We start from the raw sequence: 18202 nt of genomic DNA, 5'->3' as shown, positions 1-18202 counted from the left end.
CAATCCCTCCTTCTACCCGGTCAATGCTCACCGGGCACCGTGTCGTGCCTAGGTCGCGACTGTTTCGCAGGCGTTAAAGGAGCCTCACGCCGCACTTCAGAGCGTTGTGTGTCTCACACACCGGCATAAGCGAGGCTCGGACGGCTCGCGAGGACCCGACGGCGCATGTAGAACCACCACGTGGTCGCCACGCAGAGGCTGTAGAACACGAGGATCGCGATCAGCGCGGGGGTCAGCGACTTGCCGGCGCCTTCCAGCGAGAACTTGAACACCAGGTTGACCAGCACACCGCCGAAGGCGCCGATCGCACCCGCGATGCCGACCACCGCCGCCGCCTGCCGCCTGGCCGACTTCACCTCACCGGCCGTGGCCGCGAAGATCGCGGGGATCATCCGGTAGGTCGAGCCGTTGCCCGCGCCGGCCATGACGAACAGCACGATGAACGAGCTGAAGAACACCGGGAAGCTCCTGATGTCCACGCTGACCAGCACGCCGATCGTGCCCAGCGCCAAGCCGATGAACGTCATCAGGGTGATCCGCGCGCCGCCGAACCGGTCGGACAGCCACCCGCCGAACGGCCGGGCGATCGAGCCGATGAGCGCGCCGAGGAACGCCAGCGCGACGAAGCCCTTGTAGTCCACGAAGCTGATCTTGATCAGCGACGGGAACGCGAACGAGTAGCCGATGAACGAGCCGAACGTGCCGATGTAGAGGAACGACATCACCCACGTGTGCTTGTTGCTCAGCGCCTTCTTGTACGAGACGCCGTCCGGCTTGGCCTGGGTGAGGCTGTCCATGAACAGCCACGCGCACGCGGTGGCGATGATGATGAACGGCATCCAGATCAGCGCGGCGTAGGCGAGGTGGATGCCGGTGCCGATGGTGATGACGAACGGCACGATGAGCTGCGTCACGGCGACACCGAGGTTGCCGCCCGCCGCGTTCAGACCGAGCGCCAGGCCCTTCTTGCCCTCCGGGTAGAAGAACGAGATGTTCGCCATCGAGGACGAGAAGTTACCGCCGCCGAAGCCGGTAGCGGCGGCCGTGAGCAGGAAGAACCAGTACGGCGTGCCCGGCGTGGTCACCGCGTAGGTGAGCATCGCGCACGGGATCAGCAGCATGGCCGCGCTGAACGTGGTCCAGCCCCGGCCGCCGAACTTGGGCACCGCGAACGTGTACGGGATGCGGAGCGTGGCACCGACCAGGTTGGGCACGATCAGCAGCCAGAACGTCTGGCCGACGCTGAAGGCGAAGCCCACCGAACTCAGGCTCACCACGACGATGCTCATGAGCACCCAGACGCTGAAGCCCAGGTTCTCCGCGAGGATCGAGAAGACCAGGTTCTTCCGGGCCACCTTCTTGCCGGTGCTCTCCCAGAACTGGGGGTCTTCCGGCTCCCAGTGGTCGATCCACCGGCCTCCGCGCTTCGCCTGCGGTGCAGGGCTGGGGGTGTCCACCATCGTGCTCATCGGACCTCCTGGACCACGGTTCTTCGTTGCGCAGACCGTAAGAACGGCGAGTTACCTGGGTGTGCGAGGAGGTGTCGCGGACGGCAACTCCCGCGCACATCAAGCGGACTGGGGTTGTGAGGCGGCGAGCCAGTCGACGATCCCGCACACCGCGTCCTTGCAGCCGCCACAGCCCGTGCTCGCGCGGGTGACCTCCGCGATCGCGGACAACGTCGTCGCACCCCCGCGCCAGGCGCTGACCAGCTGGCCCTTGCTGACCGTGTTGCACCGGCACACCACCGCGGCGGCGGGCAGGTCGGCGGGGCTGGCCTCGTTCTCGGCGGGCAGCGCGCGGCCCAGCAGCAGCGCGAGCCGGTCGGTGGGCGCGGGCAGGCCGCGGTCGAACAGCTGGGTGATGGCGGCGGCCGCGTCCGGGGCGCCCAGCACGATCGCGCCGGTGACCTTGTCGTCGCGCAGCACCAGCTTGGCGTAGCGGCCGCGCGCGGGGTCCTGGAAGCACAGCACCTCGTCGTCGACCGAGTCGACGGGCACGTGCACGTCGCCCAACGCGGCCAGGTCGACGTCACGGGCCTTGAGCCTGGTCACGACGGTGGTGCCGGCGTACCGGGCGGCGGGCGCGACGCCGGTGAGCCGGTCGGCGAGCACGGCTGCCTGCTCCCACGCGGGCTGCACCAGGCCGGACACCGTGCCGACGTGCTGGGCGCAGTCGCCGATGGCGTGCACCCTGGGGTCGCTGGTGCGCAGTGCGTCGTCCACCAGGATGCCCCGGTCGACCTCGATGCCCGCCTGCTCGGCCAAGCCGGTCTCCGCGCGCACGCCGGCCGAGACGACGACCAGGTCGGCGGGGACGTGCGTGCCGTCGTCGAGCTCCAGCCCGTCGCCGGGCACGTACTTCGCGGCCAGCACGCCGAGCCGGAACTCGATGCCCAGCCCGCTCAGCGTGGTGGCCAGCACCCGGCCCGCGCCCGCGTCGAGCTGCCGCTCCATCAGGTGCCCGACCGGGTGCACGACGGTGACCAGGCAGCCCCGCCCGGCCAGGCCGCGGGCGGCCTCCAGCCCGAGCAGCCCGCCGCCGAGCACCGCGACCGGCGTGCCGGGCGAGGCCTTGTCCACGATCCGGGCGCAGTCGTCCAGTGAGCGGAACGCCACCGCGCCGGGCGCCAGGACGCCGTTGCCGTCGAGCAGGCCGGGCGTCGGCGGCACCCACGACCGCGCGCCGGTGGCCAGCACCAGCGCGTCGTAGGGCACCTCGGTGTCGTCCACGTGCACGACCCGGCGGGTCCGGTCGATCTTGGTGACCGTGCCGCCCAACCGCAGGTCCACGTGGTGCTTGGCGGCCCAGTCCGGGTCGTGCAGCCGCACCGCCTCGGGCGTCAGCGACCCGGCGACCACGCTGGACAGCAGCACCCGGTTGTACGCGGGGTGCGACTCGTCGCCCAGCACGGTCAGCGAGACCCGCTCGGCCTTCGGGTCGCGGCGGCGGATCTCGTCGGCCAGCCGGGCGCCGGCCATGCCGTAGCCCACGATGACAACGTTCCTCATACCGACTCCAATCGGACCGCGCACACCTTGAACTCGGGCATCCGGCTGGTCGGGTCCAGCACCGGGTTGGTCAGCAGGTTGGCCCGGCCGTCGCCGGCGTAGTGGAAGGGCAGGAACACGACGTCGATGCGCATGGAGGGCACGCAGCGCACCCGTGCCACGGTCCGGCCGCGCCGCGACACCACGGCCGCCAGCGCGCCGTTGCCCAGGCCCGCCCTGGTCGCGGTGTCCGGGTGGACCTCCACGTACGCCTCGGGCTCGGCCCGGTTCAGCTCGGCCACCAGCCGGGTCTGCGCCCCGGACTGGTAGTGCTGCAACACCCGGCCGGTGGTGGCCTGCAACGGGTACTCGGCGTCGGGCACCTCGGCCGGTCCCCGGTGCTCGACCGGGATGAACCTGGCCAGGCCGTCGGGGTGGGCGAAGCGGTCCAGGAAGTTGCGCGGGGTGCTCTCCTGCACGACGGGCCAGTGCAGCGCCTCGCCCTGCCGCAGGCGCTCGTAGGTGACGCCCGAGTAGTCGGCCGCGCCGCCCTTCGACGCCAGCCGCAACTCCTCGAACACCGTCTCCGGGTCGGTGGGGAACCGCTCGGCGGGCTGGCCGAGGCGCGTGGCCAGGCCGCGCAGCACGTCCAGGTCGCTGCGCACGCCCTCGGGCGCCGCCACGGCCACCTGGCGCAGCAGGACGCGGCCTTCGAGGTTGGTCATCGTGCCGCTCTCCTCGGCCCACTGCGTGATCGGCAGCACGACGTCGGCGACCGCGGCCGTCTCCGACAGCACCAGGTCGCACACGACCAGCAGGTCGAGCGCGGCGAGCCGGTCGGCGACGTGCTGGGAGCTCGGCGCGGAGACGATGACGTTGCTGCCGAAAACGAGGAGTGCCTTCGGGCCGTCCGGCTGCCCGAGCGCGTCGAGGAGCTCGTAGGCCGAACGGCCCGGTCCGGGCAGGTCGTCCACGCCCCAGACGTTCATGATGTGCTCGCGGGCGGCGGGGTCGTCGATCTTGCGGTAGCCCGGCAGCTGGTCGGCCTTCTGGCCGTGCTCGCGCCCGCCCTGGCCGTTGCCCTGGCCGGTCAGGCAGCCGTAACCGGAGTACTTGGTGCCGGGCAGGCCGAGCGCGAGCGCCAGGTTGATCCACGCCGACACGGTGTCCGCGCCGCTGGCGTGCTGCTCGGTGCCGCGCCCGGTGAGGATGTAGGCGTTGGCCGCCTCGGCCAGGATCCGCACCGCCGCGCGCTGGTCGGCGACCGGCACGCCGGTGACCCGCTCGACCCGTTCCGGCCACCACGTCGCGGCGATGCGCCAGGCGGCGTCGAAGCCGGTCGTGCGCTCGGCCAGGTACTCCGCGTCCAGGTGGCCGTCGGCCACGGCGGTGTGCAGCAGGCCCAGGGCCAGCGCCAGGTCCGTGCCGGGCGCCGGTTGCAGGTGCAGGGTGGCCAGTTCGGCGGTGGGCGTGCGCCGGGGGTCGATGACGATCAGCTCGGCGTTCTTGAGGTGCTGCACGAACGGCGGCATGGTCTCCGCCGGGTTGCCGCCGACCAGCAGGATCGCGTCCGCGCGGTCGAGGTCGGTGACCGGGAACGGCATGCCGCGGTCCAGCCCGAACGCCTTCATGCCCGCGGCGGCGGCGCTCGACATGCAGAACCGGCCGTTGTAGTCGATCTGGGAGGTGCCCAGCGCGACCCGGGCGAACTTGCCGAGCAGGTAGGACTTCTCGTTGGTCAGCCCGCCGCCGCCGAACACGCCGACCGAGTCCGGCCCGTGGTCCCGCCGGAGCTGCCCCAGCTTGTCGGCGACGAGGTCGAGGGCCTCGTCCCAGGTGGCCGGGCTCAGCGCGCCGTCACGGCGCACCAGCGGCGTGGTCAGCCGGGCGGGCGAGGTCAGCAGCTCGGCCGACGTCCAGCCCTTCTGGCACAGGCCGCCGCGGTTGGTCGGGAACTCGCGCGGCGACACCTTGCCGTTGTCGATGGTCATGGCGCACTGCAGGGCGCAGTACGGGCAGTGCGTGTCGATGCTCGCGGAGGCGGTCACGAGCCCGACGGTAAGAAGCAGCTGTTAACGACAGAACGCGGATTGTTTCGTCCACGCGAACTTGCCTGCTCAACGGCTCCGCGTTGAGGGTGAGGTCACAGCAGCTCGACGACCTGTGCGGCCGTTCGCTCCAGCCCCACCAGGGATTGTCCGCCCGACCGGGGGTGCAGGGCGTGGACCGCGAGGCGGAAAAGGGTCGCGCGCAGGAGGATTTGCGGCCACTCGTCCAAATGGGCCCAGCGCTGCACGAGACCGTGATCCGCGCCACCCCAGGACAGCGCGTCGACCACGACGACCGCCGCGCCGTACGACGCGGGCCGCCAGTAGGCGACGAAGTCGATGATCGCCGGGGCCGCGTCGCCCGCGAACAGCACGTTGCCGAACAGGTCGCCGTGCACCACCTGGGGCTTGAGCGCGACCGGCTTGCGGTAGGCCGCGCACCGCTCGAACAACCGGCCGCCCAGGTCGGGGTCGAGGTCGGCCTGCTCCTCGTCCCACGCGCAGCGGTCGGCCGTGGCGAACAGGTCGGCGCGCGCGTCCAGGAACCGCGGCTTGGCCAGCTCGGCGGTCGCCCGGTGGAGCTTGACGGCGACGTCGACGACCTCGTCGTGCCGGGGCTCGGCCCGGCCGGACAGGTACTTGGTCGCCGCCCAGCCGCCGACGACGTACCGGCCGTCGGTGGAGCGCAGGGGGCGTGCGACGCGCAGGTTCTCCACGTCGAGCGCGTCGAGGGTCTTGGCCACCCAGGTGGCCTCGGCCGGCTTGCCCGCGGGCCGGATGGCCGCGTCGCCGCACCGCCACACCGGACCGCCGTCGATCAACTCCGGCTCGGCGTCACGCGCGCCGAACGCCGCGCGCACGTGCGACGGTGGCGGCTCCGGAGTCGAGGTCACGCCGGCACGCTACCTGCACCGGGCCTTCGGTTGGTGGACCTCAGGGGTCGAACACGTGGTGTCCACGCATTCGGCCCAACCGCACTATTGCGGTCTCAACAGGAGAGTCTGCCGTGTGACCGACGCCACGCCGCGGTCCACGGGTGGACCGTCGTGGGCATGGGGCCGGGATGGTGGTTGCCGGGCAGGCGGTCGCCGGCCCGACGAGAGCAGGGGCCCCCTTGGCGGAGGCCCCTGCGTGTGGTCGATCGGGTGGTGCGGTCAGTACGTCGGCAGCGAGGGGTCGACCTCGCGGGCCCAGGCGAGCACGCCGCCGCCCACGTGCACGGCGTCCTTGAACCCGGCCTGGTGCAGCACGGCCAGTGCCTCCGCCGAACGCGCGCCGGACTTGCAGTGCAGCACCACCTGCTTGTCCTGCGGCAGCTCCGCGAACGCCTCGCCCGACAGGATGCGGTCCTTCGGGATCAGCACCGAGCCCGGGATCTTCACGATCTCGTACTCGTGCGGCTCGCGAACGTCCACCAGCAGGAAGTCCTCACCGCTGTCCTGCTTCTGCTTCAGCTCCAGCGGCGTGATCGTGTTGCCCGCCGCGGCCTGCTGGGCGTCGTCGGACACCACACCGCAGAACGCCTCGTAGTCGATCAGCTCGGTGATCTTCGGGCTCTCCGGGTCCTTGCGGATCCGGATGGTCCGGTAGGACATCTCCAGGGCGTCGTAGACCATGAGCCGGCCGAGCAGCGGGTCGCCGATGCCGGTCAGCAGCTTGATCGCCTCGGTCACCATGACCGAGCCGATCGACGCGCACAGCACGCCCAGCACGCCGCCCTCGGCGCACGACGGCACCATGCCGGGCGGCGGCGGCTCGGGGTAGAGGTCGCGGTAGTTCAGGCCCTGGCCGTCCGGCGCGTCCTCCCAGAAGACGCTGACCTGGCCCTCGAACCGGTAGATCGAGCCCCACACGTACGGCTTGCCCAGCAGCACGGCCGCGTCGTTGACCAGGTACCTGGTGGCGAAGTTGTCCGTGCCGTCCAGGATCAGGTCGTAGTCGCGGAAGATGTCGAGGGCGTTCTCCGAGTTCAGGTGGGTCTGGTGCAGCACCACCTTCACGAACGGGTTGATCTCGGCCACCGAGTCGCGCGCCGACTCGGCCTTCGGCCGGCCGACGTCGGACTGGCCGTGGATCACCTGTCGCTGGAGGTTCGACTCGTCGACGACGTCGAAGTCGACCACGCCCAGCGTGCCGACGCCCGCCGCCGCGAGGTAGAGCAGGGCCGGGCTGCCCAGGCCGCCTGCCCCGACGACCAGGACCTTCGCGTTCTTCAGCCGCTTCTGCCCGTCGACCCCGACGTCCGGGATGATCAGGTGGCGGCTGTAGCGCGCTACTTCTTCCTTGGTCAGCTCCGCTGCGGGCTCCACGAGCGGCGGAAGCGCCATCTGAGTCCTCCTCGACGAAACATGTCCTGTACCGACGGACAACACCAGCCTGCCCCTCCGTCTTCCCCGATGGGAAGTCGTCCCAAGGCGCGGGACGGTGACATGGCCGCTGCTCCGCAGACGCCGGCTCGGTCGCCTGGAAGTCGGTCGTTCGCGCCTGATTTCCCGACGATCGAAAAGCGTGATCGCCGGGAAATGAGTCGCGAACGACCGACGCGACCTCGCGTGACGGTCCGGTTGCGGCATGTCATGCCTAGGGCGATACGGGGAAGGGGTTGGGGGTGCAGACCAGGCCGTTGGCCTCGACGGCGTAGCGGTTGGTGGAGTCGACCGAGTTGAGCTGGGCGACGTAGTCGTTGGCCACCCCGAACGACTGCTGCATCATCACCGGCGCGGCCTTGCCGTTCTCCTTGCAGCCCTCGTGCGGGTTCTTCAGCACGTGGCCGACCTCGTGGTTGATCGCGTAGGTCCGGTACGCGCTGAGGTCGCTGCCGTAGACCTTGCCGCCGCGCACCCACCGGGCGTTGTTAATGATCACCCGCTTGGACAGGTCGTGCCAGCACGACGACTCGAACTGGATCGAGTAGCCGCACATGGCGTGCGTGGTGCTCGTGGTGGTCAAGCTCACGGTGAAGTCGACCGGTCCGCCGTCGACGCGCTGCATGGACACCTGGCCGGTGCCTATCCAGCTGCGCGGGTCGGCCAGGATCCCGTCCACCGTGCGCGCGAACGCCTCGCGGTCGCCGTTGTAGTCCGCGGGCTCGACGCCGTCCTCGATGGCGATCGCGTACTTGTACAGCCTGCCGCCGGTGCCGGCCGGCTGGGTGGAGCCCGGCACCACGGCGAACGTGCCCGCGCCCTGTTCGGAGAACTTCGGCCCCTCGGGCAGCTGCGCGGTGGGGAAGTTCTTCAGGTCGATGTCGACCGGCGGCTTCTCGGTCGCCTCGGGCGGCCCGGACGACGTCGGCGGCGTGGACGGCCCGGCGCCCGGATCGGCCGTGTTCGTCTCGCCGCCGCCGAGCGTCGACGGCGTGGCGGTGTCCAGCACGACCAGGGCCGTGAGCACGAGCAGCACGGGAATGGCGTAGATGCGCCAGCCGTAACCCGCGATCAGGCCCTTGACGCCCCTGCGGCGCTTGCGGCGCCGGCGACCGGCCGGTTCCCAGGACGCGGCCAGCGGCTCCGCGCCGGTGCGACGCGTGCCGCGGCGGTAGCGGTCTTCGGACAGCGGCGGCCGGTCATCGGCGGACGGCGGCGTGTCACGCGCGCCCTGCGACGTCCGGTTCACGGCAACCAGGGTGCCACAACCGCACCCGGATGGCGGATTCCAGGTGACCCGTGCGTCACCACTGCCCCCGCTCGACCGCCTCCCACATGCCCAGCACCGCCCGGGCCACCGACGCGGGCCGCTCCATCTGCGCCACGTGCCCGGTGCGGGGCAGCACGAGCAGCCGGCCGCGCGGGATCAGCCGGGCCACCCGCGGCGCCTTGCGCACGCTGACCAGCCGGTCCTCGGTGCCCCACACCACCAGCGTCGGCGCGGCGATCTTCGGCGGCAGCAGCCACATCGACCTCGACCTGGGCACCAGCCACGTGCGGATCAGCTCGATCGTGCTGCGGCTCAGCGCGTTGCCCGCCCACGCCTGCGCGGACCGCTCCGTGTACTCCTCCTCGCTCTGCGCGATCCGGTTCGGCGGCACCGAGTGGGGGTTGGCGAAGCACAGCCGCAGCATCTGGTTGGTGCGCTCGTGCGGCGTCAACGCGGCCAGTTGGTCCCGCACCCGTGCGCCCACGACCGGCAGGAACGCCAGCGGCATCCGGCGGTCCGACACCCGGCGCAGGCTCAGCCGCAGGTCCGGCACGGCCGGCGAGACCAGGGTCAGGGTGCGCACCAGGTCGGGCCGGGCGGAGGCGACCATCAGCGTGATCGCGCCACCCATGGAGTTGCCGAACAGGTGCACCGGGCCGCTCCCGAGCGACTCGACGTACTCGGCGACCACCCGCGCGTGGGTCGCCATCCGGAAGTCGTAGCCGTCGATCGGCTCGGACCGGCCGAACCCCGGCAGGTCCAGCGCGTGCCCGTCGACGTGCTCGCGCAGCTGGGCGGCCAGGTCGGTCCAGTTGGTCGACGAGCCGCCGAGGCCGTGCACGTACACCGCGGGGGACCCGGCCGGTCCCGGTGTGCGGCGGACGTGCACGCTGTGCCCGCCGACCTCGACGTAGTCACCAGGCCACGGCTGGATCGTTGTGTCCAGCGGAGGTAGCGGCGTGGTGGACAGGGGCACGTGGGTGATGGCGGTTCTGCGCGCCTCCAGCGTCTCGGTCACCACTCCAGGATGCCTCCCGGGCGTCCTACGAAACGAGAAGCTTTCCCGGAACGCTGCTACCAGCGAGTAAGGTTGCCGGCGAGCCGGAGGGGCAACCCCCTTCCAGGTTCCGCGAAGTGATTGGTTGGCTGGAGGCACCATGACGGAGACGGCCCAGACTGCGGTCGGGCACCACGGCGGCGCGGCGGGGCGGGGTGTACGGCTCCCACGCACCGCTCGGCGTGCCCAGTTGCTGGCCGCGGCGCAGGACGTGTTCGTGACCAACGGCTACCACGCCGCCGCGATGGACGAGATCGCCGAGCGCGCGGGCGTGAGCAAACCCGTCCTCTACCAGCACTTCCCCGGCAAGCTGGAGCTGTACATGGCGCTGCTGGAGTCCCACGTGGACGAGCTGGTGAACCGCGTGCGCGGCGCGCTGGCGTCCACGACGGACAACAAGCAGCGGGTGAAGGCCGCGGTGGCCGCGTTCTACGACTTCGTGGACGGCGAGGGTCAGGCGTTCCGGATGGTGTTCGAGTCGGACCTGCGCGGCGAGCCCGCGGTGGCGCGCGCCGTCGAGCGGGCGACGACGGACAGCGTGGAGGCCATCACCGACACCATCACCGCCGACGCGGGCCTCGACGAGCACCGCGCACGGCTGCTGGCCGTCGGCCTGGTGGGGTTGTCGCAGGTCACGGCACGTGCGTGGCTGGCCGACGACCGGAAGCCGGCCAAGGAAGACGCGATCGCGCTGATCTCGAACCTGGCTTGGCGCGGCATCGGCGGCGGCTTCCCGCTGCAGCACTGAGCCGGCTCCGCGAGGCCGCCCGGAAGGCGGCCTCGCGCGGTGGTCCGGGTCAGGGCGAGGTGGTGAAGGCCGATTCGGTGACTGCCTTGATGTGGGCGGTGACCTCGGCAGCACGTTCCAGGGGCAGCATGTGGCCGGCGCCCAGGTGGATCACCAGTTCGGCGTGCGGCAGCTCGTCGGCCAGCACGCGGGCGTGGCGCAGCGGGGTGAGGCGGTCGTCCGCGCCCGCCAGCACCACCGCCGGTATCCCCGCCAGCTCGGCCAAGGCCTTGCGCCGGTCGTGGGCGTCCAACGAGTCGCGGAACCCCACCATGCTCACCGGGTGGCACCGGCCGACCATGGCGGCGGTCATGGCGACGTGCCGCCACGACGGCCGCTTGCCGAACAGCAGCCACCGCAGCCCCGGTCGGGCAACGCCGGTGCGCTTGAGCAGCTCGGCCCGGCGCAACCGGGCGATGCGGCGGTTGACCGCCTTCTCCCCCAGCACGAACGCCCGGCCCAGCGCGCCCGGCAGGCCCAGCGTCGACCCGGCGAGTTCACCCGAAGAGGTGGCAACGAGGACGACGCCGGCGACGCGGTCGAGCAGCGAGGGGTGCTGCTCGACCAACGCCATGATCGTCATTCCGCCCATCGAGTGACCCGCCAGCACGATCCGCCCGGTCGGCACCCGGTCCGCGATCAGCTCGGCGAGGTCGTCCGCGCACCGGGCGATGGTGGCCGTGCCGACCGGCGCGGGCGCGGAGCCGCCGTGGCCCCGGTGGTCGTACCGCAGCACGCGCCCGGGGAGTCCCGCCGCCACCGCGTCCCACGACGTGTGGTCCAACGTCCAGCCGTGCAGCAGCACGGTCGTCGACCCCGCGTCGGACGGCCCGCTGTCCACCACGTGCAACGCGGTGCCGTCCGAGGTCACGAACCGCTGGTCGACCTGCCAGGGGGCGCTCATCCGAGCAGGAACGACCGGCGCCACGCCCGCATCCCCGGCTTGCCGACCAGCCCGACCTCGTCCAGGAACTTCATGATCCGCTCGCCCGACCAGCGGATGCTCTCCCGCCAGTGCGGGTTGCCCAGCGCGGCCTTGTGCGCCACGTCCTTGTCCAGCCCGACGGCCGCGTACACGTCCGGGTTGATCAACGAACGGGTGATGAACATGGACGTGGTCGCGATCAGCCACCGCTGGTAGGGCAGCTCCTTCTTGGTCAACGTCTCCATGCCCCGCACGACCTCCTCCCGCGCGAACCGCACGTGCCTGGCCTCTTCGAGCACGTGGATCCGGTTGACCATGCGCACCAGCGGCTGCACGGTCTCGTCGGCCATCGTCTCGCGCTGCAACCGGTCCAGGATCTCCTCGGCGACCAGGATCGACCCGTACAGCGCGGGCCCGTAGCCGACCACCGGCAGCAGCTTGCCCAGCTGGTAGGTGTACTGGCGGGGGCCGTAGGGCGGGCAGCCGATCGTCTCGACCATGCGGGCGAACATCGTGGAGTGCCGGCACTCGTCGGCGACCTCGGTCAGCGCGTACTGCGCGTGCTTGGTCGTCGGGTCGGACCGGTAGACCTCCTTGAGCAGCATCTGCATCAGCAGGATCTCGAACCACAGGCCGACGCTCGCCACGCTGGCGACCTCGTGCCGCGACAGGTCGATGCGCTGCTCCGGGCTCATCCGGTCCCACAGCTCGGTGCCGTACAGCGAGCACCGGTGCTCCGGGGTGTACCGGAGGCCTTCGACGAGTGGCGCGGACCAGTCGATGTCGACCTCGGGGTCGTAGAACTTGTCGGCCGAGGAGTTGAGCAGACGTTCGGCGGTCTTCTCGCGATCCGTGACCTTCAAGGTCCTCGTCATCGGGTCCCTCCCCGTCGATTTATCTGTAACTTGAGGTAACGGTTACTTCTGGTAGCGTGCTTCACATGGCTCGAACTGTCAAGGGCGGGACGGACGCACGCCGCGAGCGGTGGAAGGGGCACCGCGAGGCGCGGCGCGCGGAGTTCGTCGAGGCGACCATCCGCGCCGTCGCCAAGCACGGCCCGGACGTGGGCATGGACGAGATCGCCGCCGAGGCGGGCGTGAGCAAGCCCGTGCTCTACCGGCACTTCGCCGACAAGTCCGACCTGTACCTGGCCGTCGGCCGGCGCGGCACCGAGATGCTGATGGACAAGATGGGTCCGGCGATCGAGCACGACGGTCCGATCCGCCCCCGCATCAAGCGCATCGTCGACGCGTACCTGTCGGTGATCGAGGAGCACCCCAACCTGTACCGGTTCGTGGTGCGCAAGTCGTTCACCGACCGGCCGGTCGAGCAGGACGTGGTCAACGAGGACAAGCAGATGATCGCCGCGGCCCTGGCCCGGCTGCTCGGCGACCACCTGCGCGCGTTCGACATGGACTCCGGCGGCGCCGAGCCGTGGGCGCACGCGCTGGTCGGCATGGTGCAGAACGCGGGCGACTGGTGGCTGGACCGCCAGTCGATGACCCGCGCGAGCCTGAGCGACTACCTGACCACGATCATCTGGCACGCCATCGACGGCCTGCTCCGCTCCGCGGGCGTGCAACTCGACCCGGACGCGCCGCTGACCACCGATTTCCCCGCAGACGACCCGCACGACGGCCCCCGCTTGCGGGTCGTCGACGTCGAGGAGGCGTGATGTCCGAGGAGCACGAGCACGACGAGGAGGGCTACACCGGCGCGGCCGTGCTGGTGTTCGACGAGCGGGAGGTGCCGGTGCGCGTGGAGCTGCGCGGCTACTTCCAGCCCATCGACGGCCGCTACCACTGGTACGGCCGGGTGGGCGCGAACGAGCAGGTCACCGAGCTGGTGGAGGGCGGTGCGCGGACCGCGCTGCTGCGCACGCCCGACGGCTCGGCGACCGGGTCGCTGACCGACCCCGACCCCTGGCGCCGCTACCGGGTCGCGGGGATCTCCACCCCGCCGTTCACGGTGGGGTGATCCGGACGAGGAACGCGGAAGGGGCACCCGATCGGGTGCCCCTTCTGATGTCCGGTCACCCGGACCCGGCGTGGCCGGGCGGTGAGCCGCCGGACGCGCGGTCGCTCAGTCGCCGGAGACGAAACCGACCCGACGGGTGTCGCTCGGACCGATCTCCACGTACGCGATGCGCGCCGCGGGCACCAGGTAGCGGGCGCCCTTCTGGTCGACCAGCACGAGCTGCCCGGTGCCCGCCTTCAGCGCGTCCGCTACCTGCGCCTCGACCTCTTCGGGGGTGAGCCCGCTGGACACCACGAGCTCCCGCGGGCTGTCCGCGATCCCGACCCTGACCTCCACGCTGACCTCCGTGCCGCTTTGATGGCTTCGAAGACCAACCCTAGCCGAGCCCGAGCGCCGTCATGCGCCGCGTGTGGCTCTGCTGGAGGCGGCGGAACAGCGCCGCGATGCCCGCCAGGTCGCCCGAGCCGCGCACGATCAGCTCGGCGAGCCCGTCGCGCTCCGCCACCACGTACTGGGCCTGCGTCAATGCCTCGCCGAGCAGCCGGCGCCCCCACAACGTGAGCCGGTCGCGCAACGTCGGGTCGTGGTCGCAGGCGGCCCGGACTTCGCGCTCGGCGAACGCCGAGTGGCCCGTGTCGGCCAGCACCGCGAGCACGACCTGCTTGGTCGGCTCGTCCAGCCACTCGGCGACCTCGCGGTAGAAGTCGGCCGCCAGTGCGTCCCCGACGTAGGCCTTCACCAGCGACTCCAGCCACGAGCGGGGCGCGGTGGAGGCGTGGAAGCCGTCGAAGCCCGCGACGAAGGGCCGCATGGCCTCCTCCAGCGAGTGGCCGCGCTCGGCCAGGTACCGCTCCAGGAGCGCGTAGTGGCCGATCTCGGCCGCCGCCATCTGCGACAGCGCGGCCCGCCCGGACAGCGTGGGCGCGGTCCGGGCGTCCTCGGCGAGCCGGTCGAACGCCGACAGCTCGCCGTACGCGAGCGCGCCGAGCAGGTCCACGACACCCTCGGCCACCTGGTCCTGTTCACCCACCGCGACCGCCTGGCCCACCGCTGCGTCCACTCCCGGGTCGTTCATACCGGCGAGCCTAGTCGGGTGTCCTTGACAACACCCCAGGCACGCGAAACCGCACTCGACGTCGCGATCCAGCCCGATCGGCCTAGTCGGCGGGTAGACTCGACAGACGACGCCCGGCGCGGCGCGGCCCAGTGGGGGCTCGCAGCGGTGCCGAAGGCTGAACTGCGGCGGCACCGTGCCGCCAGGAGAGGGTGCGCGCACACACCTCGCTGGCCCTCCCGCGACCCGCCCGGCCCCTTGCGGTGGCCCCCAGTGGCGGTGACGCGGTCGAGCGGCCCGTACAGGCCGTGGCGCGCTGGTACGAGAGAGGCGATCATCCTGACCGCGACGAACGAAGAGACCCATATCGACCCGGTGGCCTTGGAGCACAGCGAGGCGGGTGTCCCGGAAGACGACACCTCGCACCCGCTCGTGGCCGACGCCCCGGTCAAACCCGATTCGCCCACGTTCGGCGAGCTGGGCGTGCGCGAGGAGATCGTGCGCTCCCTGGCCGAGGCGGGCATCCACCGCACCTTCGCCATCCAGGAGCTGACGCTGCCGCTGGCCCTGGCCGGCGACGACGTCATCGGCCAGGCGCGCACCGGCACCGGCAAGACGCTGGGCTTCGGCATCCCGCTGCTCCAGCGCATCGTCACGCCCGGTGACGGCACGCCGCAGGCGCTGGTCGTGGTGCCGACGCGCGAGCTGTGCCTCCAGGTCACCCACGACCTGACCGACGCCGCAAAGCACCTCAACGTGCGCGTGCTGGCCATCTACGGTGGCCGGCCGTACGAGCCGCAGATCGCGGCGCTGCGCAAGGGCGTCGACGTGGTCGTCGGCACGCCCGGCCGGCTGCTCGACCTGGCCGAGCAGCGCCACCTGGTGCTGGGCAAGGTGCGCGGCCTGGTGCTGGACGAGGCCGACGAGATGCTCGACCTGGGCTTCCTGCCCGACATCGAGCGGATCCTGCGCATGGTGCCCGACGAGCGGCAGACCATGCTGTTCTCGGCGACCATGCCGGGGCCGATCATCACGCTGGCGCGCACGTTCCTCAACCAGCCCACGCACGTGCGGGCCGAGGAGAACGACGCGGGCGCGATCCACGAGCGCACCGAGCAGTTCGTCTACCGGGCGCACGCGCTGGACAAGTCGGAGCTGCTGGCGCGGGCGTTGCAGGCCCGTGAGCGCGGCCTGTCCATGGTCTTCACCCGCACCAAGCGCACCGCCCAGAAGGTGGCCGACGAGCTGGTCGAGCGCGGTTTCGCCGCGGCGGCCGTGCACGGCGACCTCGGCCAGGGCGCACGCGAGCAGGCGCTGCGGGCGTTCCGCTCGGGCAAGATCGACGTGCTGGTGGCCACCGACGTGGCGGCCCGCGGCATCGACGTCGAGGGCGTCACGCACGTCATCAACTACCAGTGCCCCGAGGACGAGAAGACCTACGTGCACCGCATCGGCCGCACCGGTCGCGCGGGCCGCACGGGTGTCGCGGTCACGCTGGTGGACTGGGACGAGATGCCCCGGTGGAAGATGATCAGCGATGCGCTCGACCTGGGCAAGCCGGAGCCGGTGGAGACGTACTCGACGTCCGACCACCTGTTCGCCGAGCTGGACATCCCGGCGGGTTCGACCGGTCGGCTGCCGATGGGTTTGCGCACGCGCGCGGGCCTGGACGCCGAGCCCGAGGAGAACCTGAAGGGCGAGAAGAAGACGCGCAAGCGCCGCCGCACGGGCCGTTCGGGCGGCGAGGCGGCACCGGCCGCCGAGACCGGTTCGACCGCGACCGGCGGCGGCAGCACCACCGGCTCCGGGTCGGGCGAGGAGGGCGGCACGCGACCGCGCCGTCGTCGCCGCAGCCGCGCCGGTGTGACGCCGGGCGAGAGCGGCACCGCGCCCGAGTCGGGTGCCGAGGTCACCGCGGGCGCGCCGGCGGCGGAGTCGTCCGCCGCACCGGCCGCGGAGGGCGAGCGGCCGCGCAGGCGCAGGCGTCGTCGCACGGGCGGCGGCGAGGGCGAGTCCGCGCCCGCGTCCGCCGAGTAGGAGCAGGGCACGCCGAGTAGGGCATGATCGTGGTGGGCAGCGCGGGTCTGAGCGCTGCCCGGCCCGATGGCCGCCCGATCGGGTGATCAAGGCTCGACAACGTACGACAACACCGTTACCGCACCTCGGTCGACGACGAGGCGGCCCGAACCACCCCGGTGCTCCCGGCGAGACCCCTCGCCGGAACGCCGCACGGACGGGCCGCGCGGGACGGAACGTGCCGCCGCCTCACACCGACCTCGTCCCGGTGGTGGCAGCATGTCGCCAGACCGAACGCGACAGATCACCGATCATCGGGAGCCGGGCAGTGGGCCAGCCGGAGCAGGCGGAGTCGAACGGGCAGGTCGTGCTGGACGACGAAGACGTCCTGGCCGAGCCCGACGAGCCCCAGGTCGAGCAGCGCAGCGAGCCGCACGACGAGCCGCACGACGACGACACCTTCGAGCCGCTGCCGGCCAGGTCCTGGCGCACCAGGGGCGACTTCATCGGCCTGGCCCTGGTCGTGGTCGGCGTGCTGGTGGCGAGCCTGGTCCTGTGGATCACCAGCGACGCCCGCAACACCGTCAGCCAGACCGGCCCGTCCGAGATCACCCCGCTCCAGCCGGTCACCGCGCTGCCGCCGACGCTGTCGGAGATCTGGCGCGCGCCCAGCGGCGCGACCCCGGCGCCGGTCAACCTGGACTCGGTCGTGGTCACCGGCGACGGCGGCGAGGTCGTCGGCCGCGACGCGCTGACCGGCGACGTCCGCTGGCGCTACGCCCGCGACTGGCCCCTGTGCACCGTCACCACGGCCTGGGGCCGGGTGTTCGCGGTGCACCGCAAGGAGACCAACTGCTCCGAGGTGACCACCCTGGAGGTCGGTTCCGGCAAGCGCGGCCCGCAGCGCAACGGCGACGCCGAACTCGGCACCCGCCTGCTCAACGAGGGCTCGCACGTGCTGACCACCGGCGAGACGTTCGTCGAGGTCTACCGCCGCGACGACCTGGTCCGCTCGATGGAGTACGGCGCGCTGCGCGCCATCGTGAACCCGAACAAGCAGCCGCGCACCGGGTGCACCTACGGCTCGTTCGCGGTCACCGGCGGCAAGGTGGCGCTGATCGAGCGATGCCCCGCCCTGGACCCGTCCGACCGGCTCACCGTGCTCAAGCCGAACCCGGAGAAGGCCGACGAGCCGCAGGTCATCACGACCGCGGTGACCGGCGAGACCGGCGCCCGGGTGATCGCGGTGACCGCGACCCGGGTCGCGGTGGCCGTGCCGGGCCGGATCGTGGTGTTCGACGCCGAGACCGGCAGCGCGGTCGGCACCCACGCGGTCGACGTGACCGCCGAGGAACTCGCGGGCGATCCCCCCGGTCGGGTGGCGTCGACGTTCACCAGCACCGCGAACACCTACTGGTTCACCGGGTCGAAGACGGTGGCGCTGTCGCTGACCGACCTGACCCCGCTGTGGACCGCGAACGGCACCCTCGGCGCGGGCACCACGCTCGCCGGGCGGCTGTTGGTGCCGGTGGAGCGCGGGTTGAAGGTGCTCGACCAGGTCACCGGCGAGGAAGTGGCCTCGCTCCCGGTCGACCGGGGCGACCACACCGGCCCGGTCGAGATGGCCACCGAGGGCCCGGTCGTGCTGGAGCAGCGCGGCACGACCCTCGTCGCACTGCGGTAACGCGCCACGCGCCCACGCGGCCGGTGCG

The 18202-nt window shown here is 71.8% G+C and carries 16 protein-coding genes; 5 read left to right on the top strand and 11 right to left on the bottom strand.

The annotated features are described in order from the left end of the window. Positions 1-113 precede the first annotated feature (113 nt). From ACYVLT_RS25450 to ACYVLT_RS25420, 7 genes are all read right to left on the bottom strand, one after another. Positions 114-1469 carry an MFS transporter gene (locus tag ACYVLT_RS25450; RefSeq protein ID WP_461122712.1) on the bottom strand — a complete coding sequence of 452 codons (1356 nt, stop codon included), beginning with the start codon at positions 1467-1469 and terminating at the stop codon, positions 114-116. 99 nt (positions 1470-1568) lie between these two features. Continuing rightward, positions 1569-3011 carry an FAD-dependent oxidoreductase gene (locus ACYVLT_RS25445; protein ID WP_461122711.1) on the bottom strand — a complete coding sequence of 481 codons (1443 nt, stop codon included), beginning with the start codon at positions 3009-3011 and terminating at the stop codon, positions 1569-1571. Beyond that, positions 3008-4981 carry a molybdopterin oxidoreductase family protein gene (locus ACYVLT_RS25440; RefSeq protein WP_461122795.1) on the bottom strand — a complete coding sequence of 658 codons (1974 nt, stop codon included), beginning with the start codon at positions 4979-4981 and terminating at the stop codon, positions 3008-3010. Before ACYVLT_RS25440 ends, ACYVLT_RS25445 begins: the two co-directional genes overlap by 4 nt. 152 nt (positions 4982-5133) lie before the next feature. After that, positions 5134-5931, bottom strand: a complete 798-nt coding sequence (locus tag ACYVLT_RS25435; protein ID WP_461122710.1) for a TIGR02569 family protein — start codon at positions 5929-5931, stop codon at positions 5134-5136. 261 nt (positions 5932-6192) lie between these two features. After that, a complete protein-coding gene (moeZ, locus tag ACYVLT_RS25430) occupies positions 6193-7365 on the bottom strand; it encodes an adenylyltransferase/sulfurtransferase MoeZ (protein ID WP_461122709.1) in 1173 nt (390 codons plus the stop codon). Between the two features lie 253 nt (positions 7366-7618). After that, on the bottom strand, positions 7619-8653 hold the full coding sequence (locus ACYVLT_RS25425) for a DUF3152 domain-containing protein (protein ID WP_461122708.1): 1035 nt from the start codon (positions 8651-8653) through the stop codon (positions 7619-7621). 55 nt (positions 8654-8708) lie between these two features. Continuing rightward, positions 8709-9692, bottom strand: coding sequence for an alpha/beta fold hydrolase (locus ACYVLT_RS25420; RefSeq protein ID WP_461122707.1), 984 nt, complete (start codon positions 9690-9692; stop codon positions 8709-8711). A 139-nt stretch (positions 9693-9831) separates the two neighbouring features. Between ACYVLT_RS25420 and ACYVLT_RS25415 the strand changes: the two genes are divergently transcribed. Continuing rightward, a complete protein-coding gene (locus ACYVLT_RS25415; protein WP_461122706.1) occupies positions 9832-10479 on the top strand; it encodes a TetR/AcrR family transcriptional regulator in 648 nt (215 codons plus the stop codon). Between the two features lie 49 nt (positions 10480-10528). On the opposite strand, the gene ACYVLT_RS25410 is transcribed toward ACYVLT_RS25415, so the two are convergent. Continuing rightward, positions 10529-11422, bottom strand: a complete 894-nt coding sequence (locus tag ACYVLT_RS25410; protein ID WP_461122705.1) for an alpha/beta fold hydrolase — start codon at positions 11420-11422, stop codon at positions 10529-10531. Next, entirely contained in the window at positions 11419-12318 is a 900-nt protein-coding gene (locus ACYVLT_RS25405) for an AurF N-oxygenase family protein (RefSeq protein WP_461122704.1), read from the bottom strand. The genes ACYVLT_RS25410 and ACYVLT_RS25405 overlap by 4 nt, the downstream gene beginning before the upstream one ends. 65 nt (positions 12319-12383) lie before the next feature. On the opposite strand from ACYVLT_RS25405, the gene ACYVLT_RS25400 reads away from it, so the two are divergent. Further along, positions 12384-13118, top strand: a complete 735-nt coding sequence (locus ACYVLT_RS25400) for a TetR/AcrR family transcriptional regulator (protein WP_461122703.1) — start codon at positions 12384-12386, stop codon at positions 13116-13118. Beyond that, a complete protein-coding gene (locus tag ACYVLT_RS25395) occupies positions 13118-13420 on the top strand; it encodes a DUF4873 domain-containing protein (RefSeq protein WP_461122702.1) in 303 nt (100 codons plus the stop codon). The genes ACYVLT_RS25400 and ACYVLT_RS25395 overlap by 1 nt, the downstream gene beginning before the upstream one ends. Positions 13421-13525: 105 nt before the next feature. On the opposite strand, the gene ACYVLT_RS25390 is transcribed toward ACYVLT_RS25395, so the two are convergent. Next, positions 13526-13756 carry a DUF3107 domain-containing protein gene (locus tag ACYVLT_RS25390; RefSeq protein WP_461122701.1) on the bottom strand — a complete coding sequence of 77 codons (231 nt, stop codon included), beginning with the start codon at positions 13754-13756 and terminating at the stop codon, positions 13526-13528. 40 nt (positions 13757-13796) lie between these two features. Further along, positions 13797-14495: a ferritin-like fold-containing protein gene (locus tag ACYVLT_RS25385; protein WP_461122700.1), complete on the bottom strand. Its 699-nt coding sequence runs from the start codon at positions 14493-14495 to the stop codon at positions 13797-13799. A gap of 354 nt (positions 14496-14849) precedes the next feature. On the opposite strand from ACYVLT_RS25385, the gene ACYVLT_RS25380 reads away from it, so the two are divergent. Both ACYVLT_RS25380 and ACYVLT_RS25375 read left to right on the top strand, forming a co-directional pair. Beyond that, positions 14850-16511: a DEAD/DEAH box helicase gene (locus tag ACYVLT_RS25380; protein WP_461122699.1), complete on the top strand. Its 1662-nt coding sequence runs from the start codon at positions 14850-14852 to the stop codon at positions 16509-16511. 307 nt (positions 16512-16818) lie between these two features. After that, the gene (locus ACYVLT_RS25375) at positions 16819-18174 is read left to right on the top strand and encodes an Rv3212 family protein (RefSeq protein WP_461122698.1); all 1356 of its coding nucleotides are present in this window, start codon (positions 16819-16821) and stop codon (positions 18172-18174) included. Positions 18175-18202: the final 28 nt, after the last annotated feature.

This window comes from Saccharothrix stipae (assembly GCF_054781895.1).
The sequence above is the reverse complement of the archived record's forward strand: the minus strand, read 5'-3'. Positions and strand labels throughout refer to the sequence as shown.